We start from the raw sequence: 22126 nt of genomic DNA on the forward strand, positions 1-22126 counted from the left end.
GCGATTGGTTTTCTGTATAATTCGGTTTTGCGCCTATAGGAAATACTATGCGTCTCCTTCAAAAAGCACTCACTTTCGATGATGTGTTGTTAGTCCCAGCTTATTCAGACATTCTCCCAAAAGAGACTTCACTTGCTACGCGTTTGACACGCAATATCACTTTAAACATACCTTTGTTGTCCGCTGCAATGGACACCGTTACCGAAGCGCGCTTGGCTATTGCCATGGCGCAAGAGGGTGGCATTGGTATTATTCATAAAAATTTTACTGCTAAAGAACAAGCTAGCGAAGTTGCTAAAGTAAAACGTTTTGAATCCGGTGTGTTACGTGATCCGATCACTATTCCTCCCGACATGAAAATTCGTGACGTGATTGCGCTTTCGCAGCAACACGGTATTAGCGGTTTTCCGGTTGTGGAAGGCAAAGTCGTAGTTGGCATTATTACCAACCGTGATTTACGCTTTGAGCGCGAACTGGATGCCAAAGTACGCGACAAAATGACCCCGCGTGAAAAATTAGTCTACGTTGATGAAAATGCTGACGTAGTAGAAGCGAAACGCTTGATGAACAAACACCGCTTAGAGCGCGTGTTGGTTGTTAATGCCGGTTTTGAATTACATGGCTTGATTACAGTAAAAGATATTCAAAAATCAACTGAACATCCGTTTGCCTCTAAAGATACTCACGGAAAATTACGAGTTGGCGCTGCGGTTGGCGTTGGACCTGACAATGACGAGCGGATTGATTTATTAGTCAAAGCTGGTGTTGACGTGTTGGTAGTTGATACTGCGCACGGACATTCCAAAGGTGTGTTGGATCGCATTCGCTGGATTAAAACCAATTATCCGCAAGTTGACGTTATTGGCGGCAATATTGCTACCGCAGCGGCCGCCTTGGCAATGGTCGAGCATGGTGCTGACGGCGTTAAAGTCGGTATTGGTCCTGGTTCTATTTGCACCACCCGGATTGTTGCCGGTGTTGGTGTGCCGCAAATTTCTGCCATTTCAAATGTGGCAAATGCCTTAAAAGGCACTGGTGTTCCATGTATTGCCGATGGCGGCGTGCGTTATTCTGGTGATGTTTCTAAAGCATTGGCCGCTGGCGCTTCAACTGTCATGATGGGTAGCATGTTTGCCGGTACTGAAGAAGCGCCAGGTGAAGTGATTTTATTCCAAGGCCGTAGCTATAAATCGTATCGCGGCATGGGTAGTTTAGGCGCAATGGCGGCAGGCTCAGCAGATCGCTACTTCCAGGAAGCCGATGCCAGTACAGAAAAAATGGTACCTGAAGGAATTGAAGGTCGGGTTGCTTACAAAGGCAGCGTTTTAGCCATCTTGTTCCAACTGGTTGGCGGCGTGAAGCAGTCGATGGGTTACTGTGGCTGCGCAACGATTGAAGATTTACATAACAAGGCTGAATTTGTTGAAATTACTTCAGCTGGTATGCGTGAATCGCATGTCCATGATGTGCAAATTACTAAAGAAGCACCTAACTACCGCGCTGAGTAATTACCTTAATTTTGCTAAACCGTATTTCTAACCCTGGAGCGCGTATGAAGACACCTGTTGGCACTTCGGCTGTTAATCAGGAAGCAAATACGGGAGTGGCTTCATTTGCAATTTCACCTCAGGAAGATCGGATTCTTCGCATTGAAAGAATTGCGATACGCTTATTTGGGGTGGCAAATTGTATTGTTAGTTTTGGACAAGTGTCAGCTCGGTTTGGTAAGGGTGAGCGCTCGATGGCTGCATTGGAGGCGGCCTTCTGTGATTCTTTATCTTTCCCACATGATCCTGTGATTGTTAATGATGCGCGTTTAGACCCAAAGACGGCGACCAATCCATGGGTGGTTGGCGCCCCTTATATTCGGTTTTATGCGTCGCAACCGATAGTCGACAATAACGCGGTGGTTGGCGCTATTTTCCTGATTGATTATGTCGCACGTCAATATCAGGAAGAAGATACGTTTTTACTCAATGATTTATCTGGCTTGGTCGAGCAGGAATTGCAGTTTGATTCTATGCAAGCCGCGCACGATGACATGGTCAGACAAAATCGTTCGTTGCGGCGCGACAGCATGATAGATCCGATGTTTGGCACCTGGAATCGCGGGGCCATTGTCCGTTCACTTGAAATTGAAGTTATCCGCTGTCGGGCTGCGGCTAAACCAATGTCACTCGCCATGGTTAGTGTTGATAATTACGCTGACTTGAAGAATGAATTCGGCCTACATGCTTCTGAAGCCATTTTAATAAAAATGGTTAGCCGGATGCGTTCATGCATACGCCCATTCGATGCTTTAGGGCGTTATGGAACAGAAGAATTTTTAGTGGTTTTGCCAGGCGCATCACATGTGGTGATTCAAGCGATTACGGAGCGAATTCGCAGTACTGTGCTAGCGCATCCAGAAGTTATTAATGACAAAACGAGAGATGTTACGGTTTGTGTTGGCACGGTTTCAACCGATGTGTTTACTACGGCGAGTCCAGATGAATTAATGAGCCAGGTTGAGCAAGCGTTGCACTCTGCGAAAAAGGTCGGTAATAACTCGGTAATTCATGCTGTGCCGGTTGGATCGTAACAAAGCTCTAAAAGCTCCTCCTTCCGCATTTACTTTATTTTTAACATTTATTTAGCTTATTTACTTTCATGCATTCAAAAATTCTGATCCTTGATTTTGGTTCACAGGTTACTCAATTAATCGCACGCCGCGTTCGTGATGCGGGTGTATTTTCTGAAGTCTATCCCTATGATGTGAGCGATGAATTTATTCGCAACTATGGTGCAGCAGGAATTATCTTGTCTGGTGGCCCAAATAGCGTTACTGAAGATGAAACGCCACGCGCTCCGCAAGCAGTTTTTGAATTAGGTGTTCCAGTTTTAGGTATTTGCTACGGAATGCAAACCATGGCAGCTCAATTGGGCGGCCAGGTAGAAAACGGCACGGTACGTGAATTTGGCTATGCAGAAGTACGCGCCCGTGGCCATACCAACTTATTAAAAGACATCGCTGATTTCACGACAGCGGAAGGTCATGGCATGCTCAAAGTATGGATGAGTCATGGCGACAAAGTAAATAGTATGCCGGTCGGTTTTAAATTGATGGCATCCACCGATAATTGTCCTATCGCTGGTATGGCAGACGAAGAGCGCCGTTTTTACGCGGTGCAATTCCATCCGGAAGTAACTCACACCGTGCAAGGCGCAGCTTTATTAGGTCGTTTTGTGCATGAAATTTGCGGCTGTAAATCTGACTGGAATATGCCGGATTACATTAGCGAAGCGGTTGCTGCAATTCGCGCTCAAGTTGGTTCGGACGATGTAATTTTAGGTTTGTCGGGCGGCGTAGATAGTAGCGTTGCGGCGGCCTTAATTCATCGTGCGATTGGTAATCAGTTGACCTGCGTTTTTGTTGATCATGGCCTGTTGCGTTTGGATGAAGGCAAAATGGTCATGGAAATGTTTGCGGAAAACTTAGGCGTTAAAGTTATTCGGATTGATGCGGCTCAACAATTTATGGGGCATTTGGCCGGTGTTTCTGATCCTGAGCAAAAGCGTAAAATCATCGGTCGTGAATTCGTTGAAGTTTTCCAGGTTGAATCAGCCAAAATTAAAAATGCTAAATGGTTAGCGCAAGGCACTATTTATCCAGATGTGATTGAAAGTGCCGGTAAAGGCAAAAAAGGTCACACGATCAAGAGCCACCACAACGTGGGCGGTTTGCCGGAAACCTTGCATTTGAAATTGCTCGAGCCATTGCGTGAGTTATTTAAAGATGAAGTGCGCAAATTAGGTGTGGCATTAGGTTTGCCTGAGGCGATGGTATATCGCCATCCTTTCCCTGGTCCGGGTTTGGGCGTGCGTATTTTAGGCGAAGTTAAACAGGATTTTGCTGATTTGCTGCGCCGTGCGGATGCTATCTTCATTGAAGAATTGCGCAATACGCCAGTCGAAGGTACGGATCAAAATTGGTATCAGGCGACCAGCCAGGCTTTTGCCGTATTTTTGCCGGTGAAATCCGTCGGTGTGATGGGCGATGGTCGCACTTATGAGTATGTCGTGGCATTGCGTGCGGTTCAAACATTGGATTTCATGACTGCACAGTGGGCACATTTGCCGCATGAATTGCTAGGTAAAGTGTCGAACCGTATTATCAATGAAGTACGTGGTATTAACCGCGTTGTGTATGATATTTCCGGTAAGCCACCTGCGACGATTGAGTGGGAATGATAGAACGTCAAGCATTGACTCGCAATTAGAAGTACATAAACACGCTGAAGCCCGCATGATTGCGGGCTTTTTTGCTATTTGATCTGGCGTTTTCTAGCAGTGGCAAGTTTGCGTAAGCACGGTTTTTATTGTGGCATTGTTAATGGTATGATTTGAACCTATACCATGAGCCGCTACCAATACCATGAAGCTACATTTTGACTGTGCATGGTATTGAAATAATCTAACACATTGATTTTAATGATTTAAATTGATAAAAAATAGGCTGAAAAAATCATGGTATTTATAACCGATATGAACGGATGTCATGTTAACCGATACCAAGCTTCGCAATTTAAAGCCGCAAGGCAAACTGTATAAAGTAAATGACCGTGATGGGCTCTATGTTGCCGTTACTCCGGCAGGGTCAATTTCATTTCGCTATAACTACTCCATCAATGGACGACAGGAAACACTGACGTTTGGACGGTATGGGGCTGGTGGGATAACTCTATCGGAAGCGCGAGAGCAGCTTAATGACGCTAAAAAACTGATCTCAACTGGGAAGTCTCCAGCCAAAGAAAAAGCACGTGGCAAGGCGCGGATAAAAGACCTAGAGACATTCGGTGCCTGGGCTGATAAATGGCTCCGTGGTTACCAGATGGCCGACTCTACGCGCGATATGCGTAAGTCAATTTATGAGCGCGAATTAAAACCTAAATTCGCCAATCAGAAACTGGCCGAATTCACGCATGAAGATTTGCGTGCGCTGACGGATTCCATTGTGGAACGCGGAGCGCCGGCAACGGCGGTACATGTCCGTGAAGTAGTTATGCAAGTATTCCGGTGGGCGATTGAGCGCGGCCAGAAGGTTGAAAATCCGGCTGATATGGTGCGGCCAACAACCATTGCAAAGTTTGAGCCACGTGATCGTGCTTTAACTCCGGAAGAAATAGGGTTGATGTACCAGTACATGGAACGCATCGGAACAACGCCGTCGATTCGTGCGGCGGCTAAATTGCTTTTGTTGACGCTGGTGAGAAAAAGTGAGTTGACTAACGCAACGTGGAGCGAGATCAATTTTACGGATGCAGTCTGGACCGTACCGAAAGAGCGTATGAAGCGTCGCAATCCGCATCATGTCTATTTGTCGCAACAGGCGTTGGATATTTTTATTGCTCTTAAAACCTTTGCCGGTGGATCTGAGTATATTTTGCCATCGCGTTATGACTCCGATTTACCTATGAGTAGCGCCACGCTCAATCAGGTTTTGTCGTTGACGTACAAACTCGCGCAGAAGGAGGGCAAGGCGCTGCCAAAATTCGGCCCACATGATTTACGCAGGACTGGCAGCACCTTGTTGCATGAAGCTGGCTATAACACCGATTGGATTGAAAAATGCCTTGCTCATGAACAAAGGGGAGTAAGGGCGGTCTATAACAAGGCCGAATATCGGGAACAGCGTACGGCCATGTTACAGGATTGGGCTAATATGATCGATGAGTGGACAATCAAGCGGAAGCAACCATCTGCGTTAAGCCTGGTCGCCTAGCTTGATCCCCAGATGATTTCCGTTCCACAATCCACGCTTGAATTTCACCCAAATCCCAGGCGACATTGCGACTGGTGAGTGCAATACGGCGTGGAAATTCACCGCGTTTTTCCATATCAAAGATCGCCCTATCTGATAACGGAATCATAGCAAGTAATTTTTTACGATTGATAAGCGTTGTTGTATTCATGAGTTGTCCTTCTTTGTAAAAACGGAATTTAAGAAATTTGCGTATTCGCGGCAATTTTCTTGAAGTGTTAGCCTGGTATCGTCAAGTCCTCTGATCGGTATCCCGGCTGGTTTGGAAGCGTGGTGCATTTCTGCCAGCGCGTTAGCTGCCGCCCGGAGATGTTTTTCGGCTTGTATTGCGGATTTTGTATAGCGTTTCATGGCGGTTGCTTGTGTCTTATCCATTCCTGTCTCCTAATGATTAATCAAAGTCATTCGCCTGCAGTTTTTTTACGTCAAATTTGGCACGGCGTACCATGTGCCGACGTGCTACGTTTTCTACAATGGGACGCAATGCCGCACTGGCCAGCATGTCATCTAACGGTGTATCGGTGCACAGCTGGCGGTGCGCTATCTCCAGCGCGGCGCGGTCTGGTTGGGCTCGTTTAGCCATATCAATCCGCTCCAAATCCCGTCATATATTCAGCCTGTGCCGTGAGTTGTAATCTGGCTTGTTGATCTTCGCTAGCTTCCTTGGCGACTTGCTGCCGGGCTTCTTCAGCAACAGAGGCAGAGAGGATTTCGTCTTGGTACTGGTTGTCGACGTAGGAGCAGACAAATAGGCCGACTAGGGCGAGTAAAAATGTGCCGAGCCAGTCTGATATGAAGCAAATGAATTTGCGGCGTGTTGAGTAGTATGTGCGGTTCATGTTAGCTCTCCCGTTCTTTGATTTTGATGTGGCCAGTAGCGCATTTCATCATGTCATTGACGGCTGTGATGAAGGGGATGGCACTGGGGATGGTGTCGTCAGATGTCAGTACCAGCGCATTGGATGGAAACTCGGAAAACTCTAGACACGATGCTCCGCCGATGATGGCGGTTTTTTTATAGTGCCTGGCCAGCGATAGGGCGTAGCCACTGCGGTCGCAACCTGGATCGCAGTAGATGACGACGGCTTTGTCAGTGGTCGTCATGTCGGCTCTCGCATTAACTGTTGTAAAATAAATATTTTCATGGGAGTTCCAATGATTGATTTAGATATTCGTCGTGTTTATTTGCCGTACTGTGTTCAGTTGCTACCAGATGGCCGTTACATTGTTTTGAACCGTCTTTATAAGCCGATTGGTATTGCTGTTGCCACTTGGGTTGACTATGTTGGTCACCCAAGTGCTTGCACGATTAAAGGGCTGACGGCAATTCGGGCTGCGAAAATGTCACATTCAAACTCGCCTGATCTTGAGTGCATTTACTTGTATGCAGATGGCTGTGTTCCGACTGATTCAAAGGCAAAGATGGCGGCGTATTCAGAGCGGTTGGCGGTGTTGTCTGCTCTGAAGATTGCGGTTGGCTAATACTTAGCATCGCAAATGCAAAAGGTATATAGGGCAGATTTACTGGGCGAACGTTGGTAAAAGCAATGTCGTGCTCAGTGAGTTCGATGCCTTCGCCCTCAATGAACTCATCTACGATAGTTGATTTATTAAACGCCTTTGCCAGTGCAGTTGCGTGGCGGGTTTTTCCACAGCCTTGTTCGCCATAAATTAGGACAGGGCTGTTTTGTATAGTTGATTCCATCTTGATTCCTCGCTTGGTTGATAAAAATTAGAAGTGTTCAGTCGATGAATAAATTTAATCGAGTGGTTTCATGCCAATTACAGCCGCAAGCGTGCTACTTATTTCTGGCTCGCTATTGGCTAACAATCCAACGGCACACGCTACGAAATCACGAGCATTTGAATTTTTTTGATTGTCTGATAGTTCGTTGTTTGGGTAATTGGCGCGAATCTCGGCAATTGTTCTTTCCAGTAAACTGCGACGAATCTGGATGAATTCGGAAGGGTAGAGTTTTTTCATTTACTTGCCTTTTAAAATTACCAACGGAATCGGGCTGGATGTTTATAGACATTAAAGCATTCTTTAATTACAAATGCAAGCATGCTTTAAAAATGAGCAAAAAAATATCCGCACATGGCGGATTTCTTTATTTTCTTTTCATAAGTTCCCAGTTGCTACTCAAAGGAAACTGAAGAATTATTGCTGTAGGACGATTTTTATGACGCTTTAAGACTTTTTACGTCTTGGGTCGCGTGCCATTTATTGACGCTAAATTCTAAATAATCTTCAATTCTCTGCCTTTCATCTAAAGGTAAGGCAAGAAATGCTTCTAGTCTTATTTTAAATGGCCACGTTGCCTCGTTCACTTTCGTGGTACTACTTCCATGACCAGTGGCGAGCCAAAATGCATCAACATTCAGGAATTTTGCAGCGTATGCTGAGTTTTCAGCGGTCAGAGCTTTAGTCTTTCCTGCAAGGACTTGACCAATAGCTTGTACGCTCACGCCTATTCCATCCGCTAGCTCTTGCCTCTCTTTTTGCGCTATCCGCAACGACTCAGTAAGTCGATCACCATAAGTTTTCATTATTAAAGATTACTTTCATTTCCATAAAGCATGGTTGCTTTTGTAATTAAAGAATGCTTTAATTACACATGAAAAAAATTGACGCTACAACATTGCTGGGAGGGACACCGACCGCTGCAGCTGATGCGATCGGCATCACATATCAAGCCTATTCGCAATGGCCAGATGTTTTGCCATTGCGTCTTCAGGATCGAGTTCAAGCCGCAATTGCTAGAAAGCATCTACCGCCTGAGGTGCTCGGCAGCAAGGTAGTGTCCACACCGGCATCTAAGAATTCAAGAGCTTAAAAAATGCCTCAAAGAATTATATTGAACCAAATGATAGCCATTTGCAACACTTTAAATTGAAAGCCGTCACTTAAAAACCATGAATCCATTATCAGCAGAAGACGTAGAAAGATCACGCAAGAACCACGCCATTATCTTGAGTCGCCTTGCATCAGTGGGGCAGTCAACGGTCGCTAATGGAATTGGCGTTCACGAGTCCACCATTTCAAAAATGAAAGACGGCGACCTGGAGCGCTTTGCCAAAATAGCGGCGGTGCTTGGTTTGAAGGTGGTGCCGGTTGAAATGAAGTGCTATCCAGCGGACAAAATGGACGCGATTTTGATTTTGGCCAGATCCAATTTAAATGAGATTAGTTGTGTAGAACAGCTGTCGTTTGAGTGACGGAATTTAGGAAAATCTCTATGGCTGATTTGCATTTACATTTAAAAGGTGAATATTTTGACCAAATTAAAGCGGGTACTAAAACGCATGAATTCAGATCATGTCACAAATGGGAAAAGCGGCTGGGTGGTAAATCATTTGATCGAATATTTATCAAGCGAGGCTACCCGAAAACAGGGGATGTTAGCCGAATTATCCAGCGGCCTTGGATGGGATATGAGCGAATAAATATCACGCATCCACATTTTGGTTTGGAAGCAATTGAAGTATTCGCGATAAGGGTGAATTGAAAATGAAGTTGAATCTACGCGCCGACAGTGTGGCGCATCAAGTGCTGATGATGTTGGTTAGTGAGCCGAAAGGGTGTTTGCATGTGAGCGCATTTTTTGATTTATTAAAGGGCAAAAGCAGTACTACTCATGGCACCAGAATTATCAATCGATGCGGACGCATTATCAGTGAACGCATGGCCACTGTGAAGGCTGAAATGTGGACGATTACAGAGCGTGGACGTAGACAATTAGTAGAGCCGGATAGCATGGATTTTGATGTATCCAACCCTACATTAATAACTCCCTCGCGCACGATTCGACCATTTAGACCGCTGCAATTAAAGCAAAATAAGCAACCATATCGAGCGGGATCTAATGACTATTCTTTGATCCCATCGCTATTTGGTGACGTTAGAAAGTTACCAAATGGTGAGGTGGTAGATTGAGTCGTGACGATTTTCAGCATGTTAAGCAAGCTGCCTTATATTCAATCGAAGCATTGCTAACGCGATGGCTTCCAAATGGCGTACTTGAAGGGCGTGAGTGGTGCATAGGTTCGCGTGAAGGCGAAGCTGGGCGTTCGATGAAAGTGTGTATAGCTGGTGAACGGATTGGACGTTGGTCAGATTTTGCATCGGGCGATACTGGCGGCGATTTGATTTCGCTTTACTCCTATATAAACAGCATTTCTCAACTCGTGGCCATGAAAGAAGTGGCCGGTCAGTTGGGGATTGATATTGCCAGCGCGCGCATTAAATCCGCTATTACACCTATAAAAACGAGCGTGTCGGCAATACCAGAGCTGATTAAAAACAAGCGTACAGCTTGGGTTCCTATTTTGCCTGTACCTGATGATGCGCCGGTTGCACCCGTGGCGCATTTAGTCCGTGGCCGTTCTGAAATATCGTGGGCATACAGGAATCAGCAGGGTTACTTACTCGGCATGGTGCACCGTTTTAAAACATCTAAAGTCGGTAAGGATGGTAAGCCCGGTAAGGAATTTTATCCGTGTGTTTATGCGCGGCATCCTAATACCGGAGCCAGTGAGTGGCGCTGGATGGGTTTTCCTGATCCTCGTCCGCTATACCTGACTGCGCCATTGCGTGACGATGCCCTCGTCCTTATTCCTGAAGGGGAGAAATGCGCAGATGCAGGCTTTAAGGCTTTTCCACAATTGGATGTGGTTAGCTGGGGTGGCGGTAGTAATGCGGTTGCTAAACATGATTGGACACCGCTGGCCGGACGCAACGTGATTGTGTGGTCGGATGCTGATGCAGCTGGGGCAAAAGCTACGTTAAAGCTGATTGCAATTCTGTTTGCCATTGGGTGTACGGTCAAAATCGTCCTAATTCCCGATGGTGTGGAGGAGGGTTGGGATATCGTCAATGCGATAGAGGACGGCCGTGATGTTCGGGCGATGTTGTCGGCTGCCGTGCTGGTGACGGCGAGCGACCTGACGGCATTGGGCGAGACCGGCTCCCCTCCCTCCCCCACCGGAGAGGAACAACGGTTGGGGGATGAATCCCCCAAAGATGAACACCAAAAAAATCACACTACACGTAAGTTGAGTTTAGTGGTTTCTAATAAGCCTGATATCCCTGCGCCTGATGCAGTTCAGCCGGGGGAAGGGAAGGCCAAGCGGAAGTTGGTTGAGCGTGGTGAATCGTTTTGGGATGGTGTTAATCATCTGCTGGAGCATTTCACACTGCTGTATGGGACGAATACAGCGTGGGACGATGTTGAGCGAATTCAGATTCTGATTCCCAATTTGCGCTATGCATTTGGGGCAGATCAGGTCAAATTTTGGCTGAATAACCGTGATCGAAAAATGATCAATTCGCGTTGTTTAGTGTTTGATCCAACTGAAACGGTGGATTTGGAAACACATGTCAATATGTTTAATGGTTTTAATTTGGAACCGCAGGCTGGTGAGTGCGGTTTGATTTTAGATTTGCTTGCGCATTTATGTGGCGACCAGCAAGAGTTAATCGATTGGGTGATTAAGTGGATTGCTTATCCGTTGCAACATCCCGGCGCAAAAATGTCGACTTCCATCATTATGCATGGCGATGAGGGTTCAGGAAAAAATCTGTTTTGGGAAACGGTGGTGCGTAATTTGTATGGTGAATATGGTGGTGTTATCGGTAATGCTCAGCTCGAAGCGCAGTTTAATGAATGGGCATCCAAGAAGCTGTTTTTTGTGGCGGATGAGGTGGTTACTCGTAATGAGTTAAGGCAGATGAAGGGTAAATTAAAGAGTTTGATTTCTGGTGATGAAATCAATATCAATCCAAAAAATTTACCGGAACGCCGCGAAGCAAATCACATCAATTTTGTATTTCTGTCCAATGAGTTGCAGCCACTTGCCTTGGACAAAACTGACCGCAGGTATTTGGTTGTCTGGACCCCGCCAAAGCACGAAGCGGAATATTACAAGGCGATTGCCGACCAGGTTGGAAGTGGTGGGTTAGAAGCGTTTTATCATTACCTTTTACAAGTCGATTGCAGCGATTTTAACGCGCACACAAAGCCGATTGATACTGTTGCTAAACGCAATTTAATTTCATTAGGTTTGACGTCACCAGAGCGATTTTATCGAGAGTGGGAGGCAGGCGTATTACCACTGCCATTTATTAGTTGCTCTGCGATGCAACTGTTTGCCGCTTTTTTACGCTGGAGTAATTTAAATAACGAGCGATTCCCGCCAACACAAACCGAATTTGGCGGCAAGGTTGAGCGAATGGCCGCCGGTGCTGTTAAGCGGAAAGCGGTGAAATATGATCTGAGAAATGTGGTGAAGCAAAGAATTGTTTATTTGGTTGGTACGCCACCAGAGGGCAAGAAACTCAACGAGTGGGTTGGCGATGCTTCTGACCTGTTTGAGACGTATTTGAAGAAGTACCGCCATGTATACGATCAGTCCGAACAGACCTAACCCTCAACACTCTCAACACAACTATCCACACGCGTAACCCGCATGAAATAAGGCTTTGTTGACAGTATGGACAGTGTGGATAGTTTTTTTAGCCCCACGTGTGCGTGTGCGCGAGGATGTAATTTTTAAACGGTAACACTCACTAAATCACTCTCTGACTTACTTTTAACTATCCATACTATCCACACTATCAATAAACCTAATAAATATAAGGCTTAGAGAGATGGACAGTAGTGTTGAGAGTGTTGATAGTTGGAATAAAAGAAAGAATTGAAAGCCAATTGATCATGACAGAACTTTTTATAGCCAGTAGCGAGATGTTGATCTTTGAATTCACCTATTTGATCGGAGGAGTTTATGAATAGGGTTGCAAGAGTTATTCCGGTAAATTATATCGAAGAGTCTCCGTTGGATTTATGCTTGCGGCTTTGGGCTAAGTCAAAGCAAGTCGATGATAAGGATCTGGGTATTCAAAAACGTTTCAGTTTGAAATCTGATTATGATGGTTATGGTAGTAACGATACTTATCAATCAGACTCAAGCCAGTCACGCAGAGATAATGAAATTGCAGATGCAACTGAAGCAATGATCATGAGCTTAACTGGGTGCCATCGATGGGCTATTCAGCGATCAATGAATGTATGCAGAGTTTGGAACTATCCGCAGTTGAATTATTTAAATGAGCTTGAGGCAGCAAGGGCGGAGCTTGAAAAAAAGTTACGCAACAACCTTGCAACGCGCACGGAGTTCTGTTAGAGTTCGCTCACTGGGTAGTTTTTGTCGCCCAGAGATTTGTCACTATCAACGATATGATAGGCCAAATATATTAGCCGCACTCTTTATTGAGATGCGGCTTTTTGCGTTTACGGAGCAATATTTAAAGACACATGACTGCAGTCCCATATAAGAATTTATACGGTAGAAAAAATTGGTTCCGGTTGCGCTGGAATCAATTGCAACGTCAGCCTCTATGCGAACTTCATTTGAAATTAAACAGGGTTGTAGCTGCAACCATTGTCGACCACATTAAGCCGCATCGCGGTAATGAAATTCTGTTTTTCGATCCACTTAACTTGCAATCGTTATGCAAAACTTGCCACGACGGAGCAAAGCAAGAATTAGAAAAGTCTGGAACATTAAGAGGTTGTGATTTATCTGGACAGCCGCTTGATTGTAATCATCACTGGAATCGCAAGTAATTCAATCAGAAGGGGGGCATGAAAAGTCCACAACCTTCACTTTCCCACACCGCTAGTCTACCTTTCTTTGCATACCCGCGAAATGGATAGGGTGGGGGGTAATCATTTGGAGATCACTATGGCAGGTAGGCCGCCAAAACCGACAGCTTTAAAAATTGTTGGTGGAAATGCTGGCAAGCGTGGGATGAATAAGCAGGAACCCGACCCAACTTATCTTCAAGATTTAACTGCGCCAGAGTGGCTACCGAATCGCGCCAAAATTATTTGGAATGAACTTGCGCCTCATTTATCTGCCGCGAAATTATTAACCAACGTTGATATCGAGCTGCTATCTCAGGGCTGCGTTGCCATCGCTAACTTCCGATTATCAACAGAAAAAAGTGGTGAAGATTTGGTCAAGGGAGGCGGTTTTGAAAAAGGCGAAAGCCTCAACCCATGGATGATCGTGCAGAGCATGAGTTTCAAACAAGCCATGGCAGTATTCCAACAGTTCGGCATGTCACCAGCCGCAAGAACACGTATAGCTATTCAGCCGCAGGGAGATTTGTTTGGTGGAGAAGATAAAGCCGCCGCGTATTTCTGACCGCGCAACCGACTATGCAAAGAAAGTAGTATCAGGAAAAATACTCGCAGGCCAGCATATTCGCGCCGCGTGCAAGCGCCACATTGATGATATTAAAACGGGCGCAGCCAGAGGGCTGAAATGGGACAAGGCTCTAGCTGCAAGGGCAATTGGCTACTTTGAAAATGTCCTCTGCCTCAATGGAGGTGAATACGAAGGCTTGCCGTTCATCCTGTTGGACTGGCAAGCCTTTATCGTTGGTAGCTTGTTTGGCTGGATTGGTGATGATGGTTACCGCCGTTTCCGTGTTGCCTATGTTGAAACGGCAAAGGGAAGTGGCAAGTCACCGTTGGCGGCAGGGGTAGGTTTATACGGCATGACATCCGATGGTGAATCAAGGGCAGAAGTCTACGCCGCTGCCACCAAAAAAGACCAGGCACAAATTTTGTTTCGTGATGCCGTGGCCATGGTTGATCAGTCGCCGCACTTAAACCGCCGAATAGAGCGCAGTGGCTCAAAAGGCAAAGAATGGAATCTAGCCCATCAAGCCAGCGCATCATTCTTCAGGCCGATCAGCTCAGACGAAGGGCAATCCGGGCCACGTCCACACATTGCACTACTGGATGAAATCCACGAGCACCGCAACGCCCACGCAGTAGAAATGATGCGAGCTGGTACCAAGAGCCGCCGCCAAGCCCTTATTTTCATGATTACTAACTCAGGTACAGATAAGCGCACAGTCTGCTGGGATTACCACGACTACGGTGCCAAAGTTAGTGCCGGTCAGTTAAAGGACGACAGTTTTTTTGCTTACATCTGCTCTATCGATGAAGGCGACAACCCGTTTAAAGATGAAAAGTGCTGGTACAAGGCCAATCCAAGTTTAAAGGACGGAATACCCGGACTTAAATATTTACGCGAGCAAGTAACCCAAGCGCGTGGCATGCCATCCAAAGAGTCATTAGTGCGCCGGTTGAATTTTTGCGAGTGGACGGAAGCAATTTCACCGTGGATATCGAGCGAGTCGTGGTTTATCTGTGAACAAAATCCGCTCATACCCCTAGAACAATTTTACGGGCGCAGTGGTGTAGCTGGGTTAGATTTATCCAGTACCACAGATTTAACTGCGCTCGTTGTTGCGCTAGATCCCACTGAAGATGATCCTGTTACGCGCATCATCCCTTATTTCTGGCTACCGGGCGATGGGCTGCATGACAAAGCCGACAAAGATCGCGTTCCCTATTTGGCATGGCGTGATGCTGGTCACCTTGAGGCTCTACCAGGTAAAGCGATTGATAAGCTGGCAGTTCTAAATAGAATCTCTCTATTAACCGCCATGTTCAACCTGCGCGAAATAGCCTGTGATCGCTGGCGCCTAGAAGATTTTCAGCAAATGGTCGACCGTGAAGGTGTCGCACTGCCACCATTAACACCGTTCGGCCAAGGTTTTAAAGACATGGCACCCGCCATTGATGAATTTGAAAGCATGCTGCTAGATCAGCGGCTCATGCACAACGGCAATCCGGTCATGACATGGAATGCCGCCAACGCCGTATTAATGACTGACCCGGCAGGTAACCGCAAATTAGCGAAAGAGCGTGCAACAGGCCGCATTGACGGCATGGTCGCAGCCGTAATGGCAATCGGCTGTGCGATGCGCGGCCTAGCCGTTAAACCGCCCTCAGTGTATGAAACACGCGGCATAAGGATGCTTTAAACAATGAAACTATTAAACCTGTTCCGGGCAAAGACCACGCCGGAGGCGCAATCACGTCCCCAAGCCTCGGTAGGTCAGTTATTTGATGGGCTCGACGATCCCGATCTGCTCGCTTTCATGCGTAATGGCGGTGGCACTGCATCCGGTGCCTACGTCACAGCCAGCAAAGCATTGCAAAACATGGCACTACTCCGATGCGTCACGCTCATTTCAGAATCAATAGGCATGCTCCCATTGAACCTGATTGAGCGTGGTGACGAAAAAAAATACGCCACAACGCACCCGTTATACAGACTACTAAAATCAAGACCTAACCAGTGGCAAACCGCCTATGAATTTAAAAGCTTGATGCAGTTGCGCCTACTTTTACACGGCAACGCTTACGCAAGAATAATCCGGTCACGCGATCAAATCATCCAATTAATTCCCATTGATCCTGCATTGGTAACGCCCAAGCTTGACGACCAATGGAACATGCAATACCACTATCAACGCAAGAACGGCGAAACATTAATTCTCCCAGCGTCAGAAATATTTCATTTAAGGGATTTATCAGACGACGGTATCGTTGGCTTATCGCGTGTCAAGCTGGCCAGAGAAGCCATCGGCATCGCACTGCAGGCAGAAAAAGCTGCTGCTAGATTATTCAAAAACGGCGTCATGGCAGGCGGCGCACTCTCATCACCCGACAAATTAAGCGACGAAGCCTACACAAAATTACAAGCGTCGGTCGAAGCCAAGGCCGGTGCCGACAACGCAGGCCGCTGGATGATTTTGGAAGAAGGCTTAAAGGCAGAGCAATTTGCCAATACAGCCGCCGATGCCCAGCACATCGAAAACCGCAATCACCAGATCGAAGAAATAGCCCGGGCCATGGGCGTGCCAAGACCACTCCTCATGATGGACGACACATCATGGGGCAGCGGCATCGAGCAGCTAGGCATCTTCTTCGTGCAATACAGCCTACAACATTGGTTCACCGTGTGGGAGCAAGCTACAGAACGTTCATTACTAACACCGGAAGAATGCGGCAAGTATTTTATTAAATTTAACGAACGCGCCTTATTACGTGGAACGTTAAAAGACCAGGCCGATTTTTTCACCAAAGCACTTGGCTCCGGAGGACAACAGCCCTTCATGACAGCCAATCAAGTTCGTGAATTACTTGATATGTCTAAAGATAAAAGCAAACACGCTGACGAACTAGGGACCCCATTAATTAAGGACAAAAATGTCACTACTAACCCTGCCAAAAATTAACGCCGAAGCACGAATCGGCAACGCACAATTCGATATGCGTACCGACGCATTAGAACGTTGGGAACCAACAATCTGTGCGTCAACCGACAACTCCACCAGCATATCAATCTATGAACAAATTGGTGAATCGTGGGATGGCTCCGGTATGACAGCAGCACGCATGTCCGGTATTTTGCGCAACGTCGGTAACAGCGAAATTGTCGTCAACATCAATTCACCAGGTGGTGATTTTTTTGAAGGCGTCGCCATCTACAACCTACTGCGAGAACACAAAGCCAAAGTCACTATCAAGGTCGTCGGCCTAGCCGCTTCCGCCGCCTCCATTATCGCCATGGCCGGTGATGAAATTCAAATGGGTGACGGCGCATTCTTAATGATCCATAACGCATGGGCGGTGGCCGTAGGTAATCGCCATGACCTGAAAGCTGCCGCAGAAACACTAACCCCGTTCGATGAAGCCATGGCCGATGTCTATGCTGCACGTTCAGGACTCAGCGCCAAAGAAGCCGCCAAGCTTATGGATGCCGAAACATGGCTCAACGCATCCAAAGCAGTAGAGCAAGGCTTTGCCACTGGCCTGATGCAACGTGACGAAATCACCCACAACGCCAAAGCACAAGGCAACACCAAACACCTAGCTTTGGTTGAAGCAGCCATGGCACGTGCTGGGCATTCTCGCTCGGTCCGGCGCGACACCCTTAAATCCCTCTTTTCCAGCAAGCCCGGCGCTGCTGAAAACACCGTCAAGCCGAGCGCTGACATAGCAGCATCGTTGCAATCCCTCCTTCAAACCATGAAAGAATCAACATGAAACAAACAGCCATCGCACGCGGTATCCAGTCTGTTCGCGCAGAAACTGACGTAAGCGCATTAATTGGTAGTTTAAACAAAGCATTTGCCGACTTTAAAGCGGAAAATGATCGCCAACTCAACGATATTAAAAAGGGAAGTGCAGACGCACTGCAAGCTCTCAAAGTAGAAAATATCAATGCCGACATTGCTAATCTCCAACGCGCAGTTGACGACGCTAATAGCCGCATGGCCGCAGCCGAATTAAACGGTGGAGCAAGCGCAGGACTGAAAGATAAAGAGTATTCAGCCGCCTTCTCAGCCCACTTCAAAAAAGGCGATGTACAAGCCGCCTTAAACAAAGGCACAGCAAGTGACGGAGGCTATTTAGCGCCCGTAGAGTGGGATCGCTCCATTACAGATCGCTTAATCGAAGTATCCCCGCTTCGCCAATTGTGCTTTGTCCAAACCATTGGTAATGCGGGATTTAGTAAATTATTTGCCCATCGTGGCGCCACCTCAGGTTGGGTAGGTGAGGCTGAAGAGCGTCCAGAAACAGGCACGCCCACCTTATCCAGCTTGGCATATGAAACTGGTGAACTCTATGCAAATCCAGCAGCAACGCAGCAAATGCTAGATGACAGCGAGATTAATTTGGAGGTGTGGCTGGCCGGTGAAGTAGAAACAGAATTTGCGTACCAGGAAGGCATCGCATTTTTGACAGGCAGTGGCGATAAAAAACCACGCGGACTACTCACCTACATCACAGGCGGCGTAAATGCCAATAAGCATCCCTACGGCGATATTAAAACGATCAAAAGCAATGCGGCGGCAACCATCACCGCAGACAGTTTAATCGACCTGACGGAATCACTGCCGACCGCCCTAACAGCAGGCGCAAGCATGATTGCCAATAAATCCACTATCACCGCTGCCAGAAAGTTAAAAGATGGTCAGGGTAATTATTTATGGCAGCCCTCATTTACAGCCGGTAAGCCAGCAACCATCAACGGCTATGGCATTACAGAAGTGGCGGGAATGCCCGCTATTGCCGCCAACTCAATCCCAATTATGTTTGGTGACTTTAAACGTGGCTACATGATTATTGATCGCATGGGTGTGCGAGTTCTGCGTGACCCCTTCACTAAAAAACCGTTCGTCTCGTTCTACACCACTAAGCGCGTCGGTGGCGGCTTGCTCAATCCTGACTACTTAAAAGCGCTGAAAATCTCAGCATAACGTCGGCAGGTGTTAATCAACAAAGCACCTTCGGGTGCTTTTTTTATGAGGTGAGTATGAAGCTAACAAAACCATTTTTAGGTGTTCCGGACGGCCAGATTTACCCGGTTGAATATCAGGCCGGTGATGAGTGTCCACCTGAATTAATTGAGGCTGCTAAATCATTGGGCGCAATTGAAGATAAAGTCGAAGCCAAGCCAAAAACGAATGTGAAAGGTAACTAACTAATGTTCGTCACTCTGAAACTTGTAAAGCAGAATTCGAGTATAGATAGTTCTGATACAGACGAATTCTTGGAATTTCTCATCAATTCTGCTGGGCAAGAGGCCGAGGAATATCTAAACCGAAAATTATTTATTAACGAGGTAGCTATGGCGCAAGCGGTTCAGGACAATAAAGCTGGGGCTTGCCCGTTGGTGATTGTTGCGCCAATTCAGCACGCAATATTAATAATGATAGATGAAGCGTATAAAAATCGTGGTGAAACCGTCACTGGCGTCAGCATCACATCGTTACCTTATGGCACACGTAAGCGCCTGGATCGCTATCGTATTTTTGCGGGGCTGTAATGAATTCTGGCCAATTAAACAGACGCATCACAATTCAGGCCGCGTCAACCAAGCAAGACGCGCTAGGACAACCGATTGATGGCTGGAGTGAGGTAGCCACCGTATGGGCTGGCATTACAGACATTAACGGACGTGAATTTATAGCGGCAGCTGCAGTACAAAACACTGTGCAGACAAAAATAATAATTCGATACCGTGCAGGTATAACGCCAGCCATGCGTGTGCTGCATAAAGACAGCATCTACAACATCGAAGCGGTACTAGGGCAAGACAATGTCTGGCTGAATTTAATGTGTTCTAAAGAGGTAAATAATGGCTAATTTCGACATAGAAATGAGCGGCGATTTATTCGGTGTGCTCACTAAGTTTGAGTCAAAAGTACGTGAAAAAGTATTGTTTTCTGGTGCAGCAGCCATGGCAAAAGTTATCTATGACGAAGCCAAAATCAATGCTCTCAAGCACACTAAATCTGGCACGCTCTATGACGCCATTTATCGTGTTCACTCCAAAGATAAATCAACAGAACAAAAAGTGACTTACGAAATTAGCTGGAATAAAACCAGAGCACCACACGGCCATTTGATTGAGTTCGGTACCGTACGTGCGCCAGCGTACCCATTCATTCGTCCAGCTTTTGATCGCATCAGTGACGCCATCAAAGCGGGGCAGGATCGTATGCGAGAAGCACTTAACAAGAGGGCATCATGAGCGTTGAATCTCACATTACTAACGCACTTAATCCACTAGTTGATCAGCGCGTCTACCCTGATATAGCACCTGAGCAAACCAAGCCGCCCTATATCACCTACCAACAAGTAGGCGGTGCATCAGTTAATTTTCTAAATGGCGCAATACCAACCAAGCGCAACAGCCGTTTTCAAATTAACGTCTGGGCAAAAACACGTGATGAAGCTGCAAAGCTATCCAAGCGGGCAGACAAGGCATTACGCCAAGCCCAAGAACTCCAAACAACAGTACTCGGCGAAGCAATAGCTGTAATTGATCAAGAAACTAAGCTGAGAGGCACGCGCCAAGATTTTAGCTTTTGGGTGAATGTAACCTAAGCAACGTAATACGCCTACGGGCATTGACCATCAAGCACCTACGGGTGCTTTTTTTACAACTGAGAGGATTATCAAATGAGTGTAACAGTACCTAACGGAACAGAATTTGCCATTGCTGGCAGCTATGCGGCAGCGGTACCGATAACTAAGATTAGCAATGCTGCTATTGCCATTTTTTCTGCTGCAAATACGTAGGCGGGGGGGGATTTTGTTGAAATCAAAAGCGCCTGGCAGAGTATTAATGACAAAGTTTTTAAAGTAATTACTCCAACCGCCGCCTCGTTTGGGTTAGTCGGTGTCAATACATCTAGTCTGGAAGATTTTCCCGACACGGGTGGCGCTGGTTCATTTCGCAAAATAATTGACTGGAAACCATTCGCAGAAGTACTTAATGCTAGTGGCGAAGGTGGTGAGCAGCAGTATGTAGACTACCAACTTCTCAACGATAAAACATCGCAACAACGGCGTCTTCCTACGTTTAAAAATGCAACAGGTTTAACGATAACGATTCCAGACGATCCAGACGATGCAGGACGCAAAGTGGCAGATCAAGCAGATGCAGACACTTTGCCACGCGCCGTAAGGGCGGTATTGCCAAACAAGGTCGTGATTCTTTACAACGCGTATGTCTCGGTTAATAGCACTCCCAAAATGGACGCAAACGAAATCATGACAGTGGAAGTTAAGCTGGCATTATTATCCAAACCAGTGAGGTATTAATTATGGCCAAGCTGACCTTGCAACCCAAACCAGAATTTAAAGGAACCGTAGAAATTCCTAGTGCAGGTGATGGTTTAGTGACGATTGAAGTCACTTTTATTCACCGGACCAAAACCCAGTTGGATGAATTTATTAAAACTCGCACTGGCGTGGATGATCATGTTTCATTTATGGATATGGTAAGCGGCTGGGATTTAAAAGATAAATTCAATGAAGATAACGTAAAACTTCTTTTAGAAAATTACATCAGCGCAGCCCAGGTAACGTTTCAGCGTTACGTAGCGTTGCTTGTGGACGGTAAAGCAAAAAACTAGCAGCGGCGGCACGGTTCCTCTATACCGTGCCGCCGAGTGAATCTGCTCTATCCGCATTGGGATTAACCCTTGCAGAAGCGCATCCTGATGTAGAGGTCTGGCCGGATAATGTGCAAACAGTAAATTGTTTTATTGCGCTGTCTACGCAGTGGAAAGTGGGGATGAATGGGGTCACCGGCTTGGACTATGCTGCTGTTTTGTTAGTGATGGATTTATTTGAAGTTGACGATAAAAAAGAGGTTTTTAGTGGGCTGCAGATGATGGAAGTTGAAGCGCTTAAGTTTATGCGGTCTATTTCGTCTTAATAGACTTTCTATTTTGTAATTAGTTATGACGTATGTAAGTGAGTAGTGTTATTGTAAAATATGAAGTATCAGAAGTGCAACAGTATGTAAATGCGTGAATACATAAAACTATTTACACTCCTTCAAAAATAACCCATATTGTTTTCAAAATGCCCTAAATAG

32 protein-coding genes are annotated in these 22126 nt (G+C 46.4%); 24 read left to right on the forward strand and 8 right to left on the reverse strand.

Annotated features, from left to right (window positions below; translation table 11 throughout):
- The first annotated feature begins 47 nt into the window (after positions 1-47).
- The 4 genes from guaB to S2091_RS10665 all read left to right on the forward strand — a co-directional run bounded on the left by guaB (position 48) and on the right by S2091_RS10665 (position 5761).
- Positions 48-1508 (forward strand): IMP dehydrogenase, encoded by a 1461-nt coding sequence (gene guaB / locus S2091_RS10650; RefSeq protein ID WP_105531800.1) that lies wholly within the window; start codon positions 48-50, stop codon positions 1506-1508.
- Positions 1509-1552: 44 nt separating this feature from the next.
- The gene (locus tag S2091_RS10655) at positions 1553-2581 is read left to right on the forward strand and encodes a sensor domain-containing diguanylate cyclase (protein ID WP_105531801.1); all 1029 of its coding nucleotides are present in this window, start codon (positions 1553-1555) and stop codon (positions 2579-2581) included.
- Positions 2582-2649: 68 nt separating this feature from the next.
- Positions 2650-4230, forward strand: a complete 1581-nt coding sequence (gene guaA / locus S2091_RS10660) for a glutamine-hydrolyzing GMP synthase (RefSeq protein ID WP_105531802.1) — start codon at positions 2650-2652, stop codon at positions 4228-4230.
- A gap of 307 nt (positions 4231-4537) precedes the next feature.
- On the forward strand, positions 4538-5761 hold the full coding sequence (locus tag S2091_RS10665; protein WP_105531803.1) for a tyrosine-type recombinase/integrase: 1224 nt from the start codon (positions 4538-4540) through the stop codon (positions 5759-5761).
- On the opposite strand, the gene S2091_RS10670 is transcribed toward S2091_RS10665, so the two are convergent.
- From S2091_RS10670 to S2091_RS10705, 8 genes are all read right to left on the reverse strand, one after another.
- Positions 5721-5951 (reverse strand): helix-turn-helix transcriptional regulator, encoded by a 231-nt coding sequence (locus tag S2091_RS10670; protein ID WP_105531804.1) that lies wholly within the window; start codon positions 5949-5951, stop codon positions 5721-5723. The genes S2091_RS10665 and S2091_RS10670 overlap by 41 nt on opposite strands.
- Entirely contained in the window at positions 5948-6175 is a 228-nt protein-coding gene (locus S2091_RS10675; protein ID WP_105531805.1) for a hypothetical protein, read from the reverse strand. The genes S2091_RS10670 and S2091_RS10675 overlap by 4 nt, the downstream gene beginning before the upstream one ends.
- Positions 6176-6191: 16 nt before the next feature.
- The gene (locus S2091_RS10680; RefSeq protein ID WP_105531806.1) at positions 6192-6383 is read right to left on the reverse strand and encodes a hypothetical protein; all 192 of its coding nucleotides are present in this window, start codon (positions 6381-6383) and stop codon (positions 6192-6194) included.
- A 1-nt stretch (position 6384) separates the two neighbouring features.
- Entirely contained in the window at positions 6385-6639 is a 255-nt protein-coding gene (locus tag S2091_RS10685) for a hypothetical protein (protein WP_105531807.1), read from the reverse strand.
- Position 6640: 1 nt separating this feature from the next.
- Positions 6641-6904 (reverse strand): hypothetical protein, encoded by a 264-nt coding sequence (locus S2091_RS10690; RefSeq protein WP_105531808.1) that lies wholly within the window; start codon positions 6902-6904, stop codon positions 6641-6643.
- Between the two features lie 205 nt (positions 6905-7109).
- Entirely contained in the window at positions 7110-7505 is a 396-nt protein-coding gene (locus tag S2091_RS10695) for an ATP-binding protein (protein WP_105531809.1), read from the reverse strand.
- A gap of 54 nt (positions 7506-7559) precedes the next feature.
- Positions 7560-7784, reverse strand: coding sequence for a hypothetical protein (locus S2091_RS10700; protein ID WP_105531810.1), 225 nt, complete (start codon positions 7782-7784; stop codon positions 7560-7562).
- A 197-nt stretch (positions 7785-7981) separates the two neighbouring features.
- A complete protein-coding gene (locus tag S2091_RS10705; RefSeq protein ID WP_105531811.1) occupies positions 7982-8350 on the reverse strand; it encodes a helix-turn-helix domain-containing protein in 369 nt (122 codons plus the stop codon).
- Positions 8351-8418: 68 nt separating this feature from the next.
- Here S2091_RS10705 and S2091_RS10710 point away from each other — a divergent pair, with 68 nt between their 5' ends.
- The 20 genes from S2091_RS10710 (at position 8419) to S2091_RS10800 (ending at position 21964) form a co-directional block, all read left to right on the forward strand.
- A complete protein-coding gene (locus S2091_RS10710) occupies positions 8419-8637 on the forward strand; it encodes a helix-turn-helix domain-containing protein (RefSeq protein WP_105531812.1) in 219 nt (72 codons plus the stop codon).
- 79 nt (positions 8638-8716) lie between these two features.
- Positions 8717-9019 carry a CII family transcriptional regulator gene (locus S2091_RS10715; RefSeq protein WP_105531813.1) on the forward strand — a complete coding sequence of 101 codons (303 nt, stop codon included), beginning with the start codon at positions 8717-8719 and terminating at the stop codon, positions 9017-9019.
- A 20-nt stretch (positions 9020-9039) separates the two neighbouring features.
- Positions 9040-9309, forward strand: coding sequence for an ASCH domain-containing protein (locus S2091_RS10720; protein WP_105531814.1), 270 nt, complete (start codon positions 9040-9042; stop codon positions 9307-9309).
- Positions 9310-9311: 2 nt separating this feature from the next.
- Positions 9312-9737 carry a hypothetical protein gene (locus tag S2091_RS10725; protein WP_105531815.1) on the forward strand — a complete coding sequence of 142 codons (426 nt, stop codon included), beginning with the start codon at positions 9312-9314 and terminating at the stop codon, positions 9735-9737.
- On the forward strand, positions 9734-12226 hold the full coding sequence (locus tag S2091_RS10730; RefSeq protein WP_105531816.1) for a DUF5906 domain-containing protein: 2493 nt from the start codon (positions 9734-9736) through the stop codon (positions 12224-12226). The genes S2091_RS10725 and S2091_RS10730 overlap by 4 nt, the downstream gene beginning before the upstream one ends.
- Before the next feature lie 357 nt (positions 12227-12583).
- Positions 12584-12982 (forward strand): hypothetical protein, encoded by a 399-nt coding sequence (locus S2091_RS10735; protein ID WP_105531817.1) that lies wholly within the window; start codon positions 12584-12586, stop codon positions 12980-12982.
- A gap of 131 nt (positions 12983-13113) precedes the next feature.
- The gene (locus S2091_RS10740) at positions 13114-13425 is read left to right on the forward strand and encodes an HNH endonuclease signature motif containing protein (RefSeq protein ID WP_105531818.1); all 312 of its coding nucleotides are present in this window, start codon (positions 13114-13116) and stop codon (positions 13423-13425) included.
- Positions 13426-13531: 106 nt separating this feature from the next.
- On the forward strand, positions 13532-14008 hold the full coding sequence (locus S2091_RS10745) for a phage terminase small subunit P27 family (protein ID WP_165794970.1): 477 nt from the start codon (positions 13532-13534) through the stop codon (positions 14006-14008).
- On the forward strand, positions 13977-15704 hold the full coding sequence (locus S2091_RS10750) for a terminase large subunit (protein WP_243405394.1): 1728 nt from the start codon (positions 13977-13979) through the stop codon (positions 15702-15704). The genes S2091_RS10745 and S2091_RS10750 overlap by 32 nt, the downstream gene beginning before the upstream one ends.
- A gap of 3 nt (positions 15705-15707) precedes the next feature.
- Positions 15708-16964, forward strand: a complete 1257-nt coding sequence (locus S2091_RS10755; protein ID WP_105531819.1) for a phage portal protein — start codon at positions 15708-15710, stop codon at positions 16962-16964.
- Positions 16936-17775 (forward strand): head maturation protease, ClpP-related, encoded by an 840-nt coding sequence (locus S2091_RS10760; protein ID WP_105531820.1) that lies wholly within the window; start codon positions 16936-16938, stop codon positions 17773-17775. The genes S2091_RS10755 and S2091_RS10760 overlap by 29 nt, the downstream gene beginning before the upstream one ends.
- Positions 17772-18992: a phage major capsid protein gene (locus S2091_RS10765; RefSeq protein WP_105531821.1), complete on the forward strand. Its 1221-nt coding sequence runs from the start codon at positions 17772-17774 to the stop codon at positions 18990-18992. The genes S2091_RS10760 and S2091_RS10765 overlap by 4 nt, the downstream gene beginning before the upstream one ends.
- A gap of 56 nt (positions 18993-19048) precedes the next feature.
- Positions 19049-19216, forward strand: a complete 168-nt coding sequence (locus tag S2091_RS24030; RefSeq protein WP_165794971.1) for a hypothetical protein — start codon at positions 19049-19051, stop codon at positions 19214-19216.
- Positions 19217-19219: 3 nt separating this feature from the next.
- Entirely contained in the window at positions 19220-19561 is a 342-nt protein-coding gene (locus S2091_RS10770) for a head-tail connector protein (RefSeq protein WP_105531822.1), read from the forward strand.
- Complete coding sequence (locus tag S2091_RS10775; RefSeq protein ID WP_105531823.1) at positions 19561-19881, forward strand: phage head closure protein; 321 nt, start codon at positions 19561-19563, stop codon at positions 19879-19881. Before S2091_RS10770 ends, S2091_RS10775 begins: the two co-directional genes overlap by 1 nt.
- The gene (locus S2091_RS10780) at positions 19874-20269 is read left to right on the forward strand and encodes an HK97-gp10 family putative phage morphogenesis protein (RefSeq protein ID WP_105531824.1); all 396 of its coding nucleotides are present in this window, start codon (positions 19874-19876) and stop codon (positions 20267-20269) included. Before S2091_RS10775 ends, S2091_RS10780 begins: the two co-directional genes overlap by 8 nt.
- The gene (locus tag S2091_RS10785) at positions 20266-20625 is read left to right on the forward strand and encodes a DUF3168 domain-containing protein (protein ID WP_105531825.1); all 360 of its coding nucleotides are present in this window, start codon (positions 20266-20268) and stop codon (positions 20623-20625) included. Before S2091_RS10780 ends, S2091_RS10785 begins: the two co-directional genes overlap by 4 nt.
- Before the next feature lie 216 nt (positions 20626-20841).
- Positions 20842-21345 carry a phage tail protein gene (locus S2091_RS10790; protein ID WP_105531826.1) on the forward strand — a complete coding sequence of 168 codons (504 nt, stop codon included), beginning with the start codon at positions 20842-20844 and terminating at the stop codon, positions 21343-21345.
- A gap of 2 nt (positions 21346-21347) precedes the next feature.
- Positions 21348-21659, forward strand: coding sequence for a phage tail assembly chaperone (locus S2091_RS10795; protein ID WP_105531827.1), 312 nt, complete (start codon positions 21348-21350; stop codon positions 21657-21659).
- Positions 21660-21685: 26 nt separating this feature from the next.
- Positions 21686-21964, forward strand: a complete 279-nt coding sequence (locus S2091_RS10800; protein WP_105531828.1) for a DUF1799 domain-containing protein — start codon at positions 21686-21688, stop codon at positions 21962-21964.
- Positions 21965-22126: the final 162 nt, after the last annotated feature.

This window comes from Solimicrobium silvestre (genome assembly GCF_002976435.1).
Lineage (GTDB): Bacteria > Pseudomonadota > Gammaproteobacteria > Burkholderiales > Burkholderiaceae_D > Solimicrobium > Solimicrobium silvestre.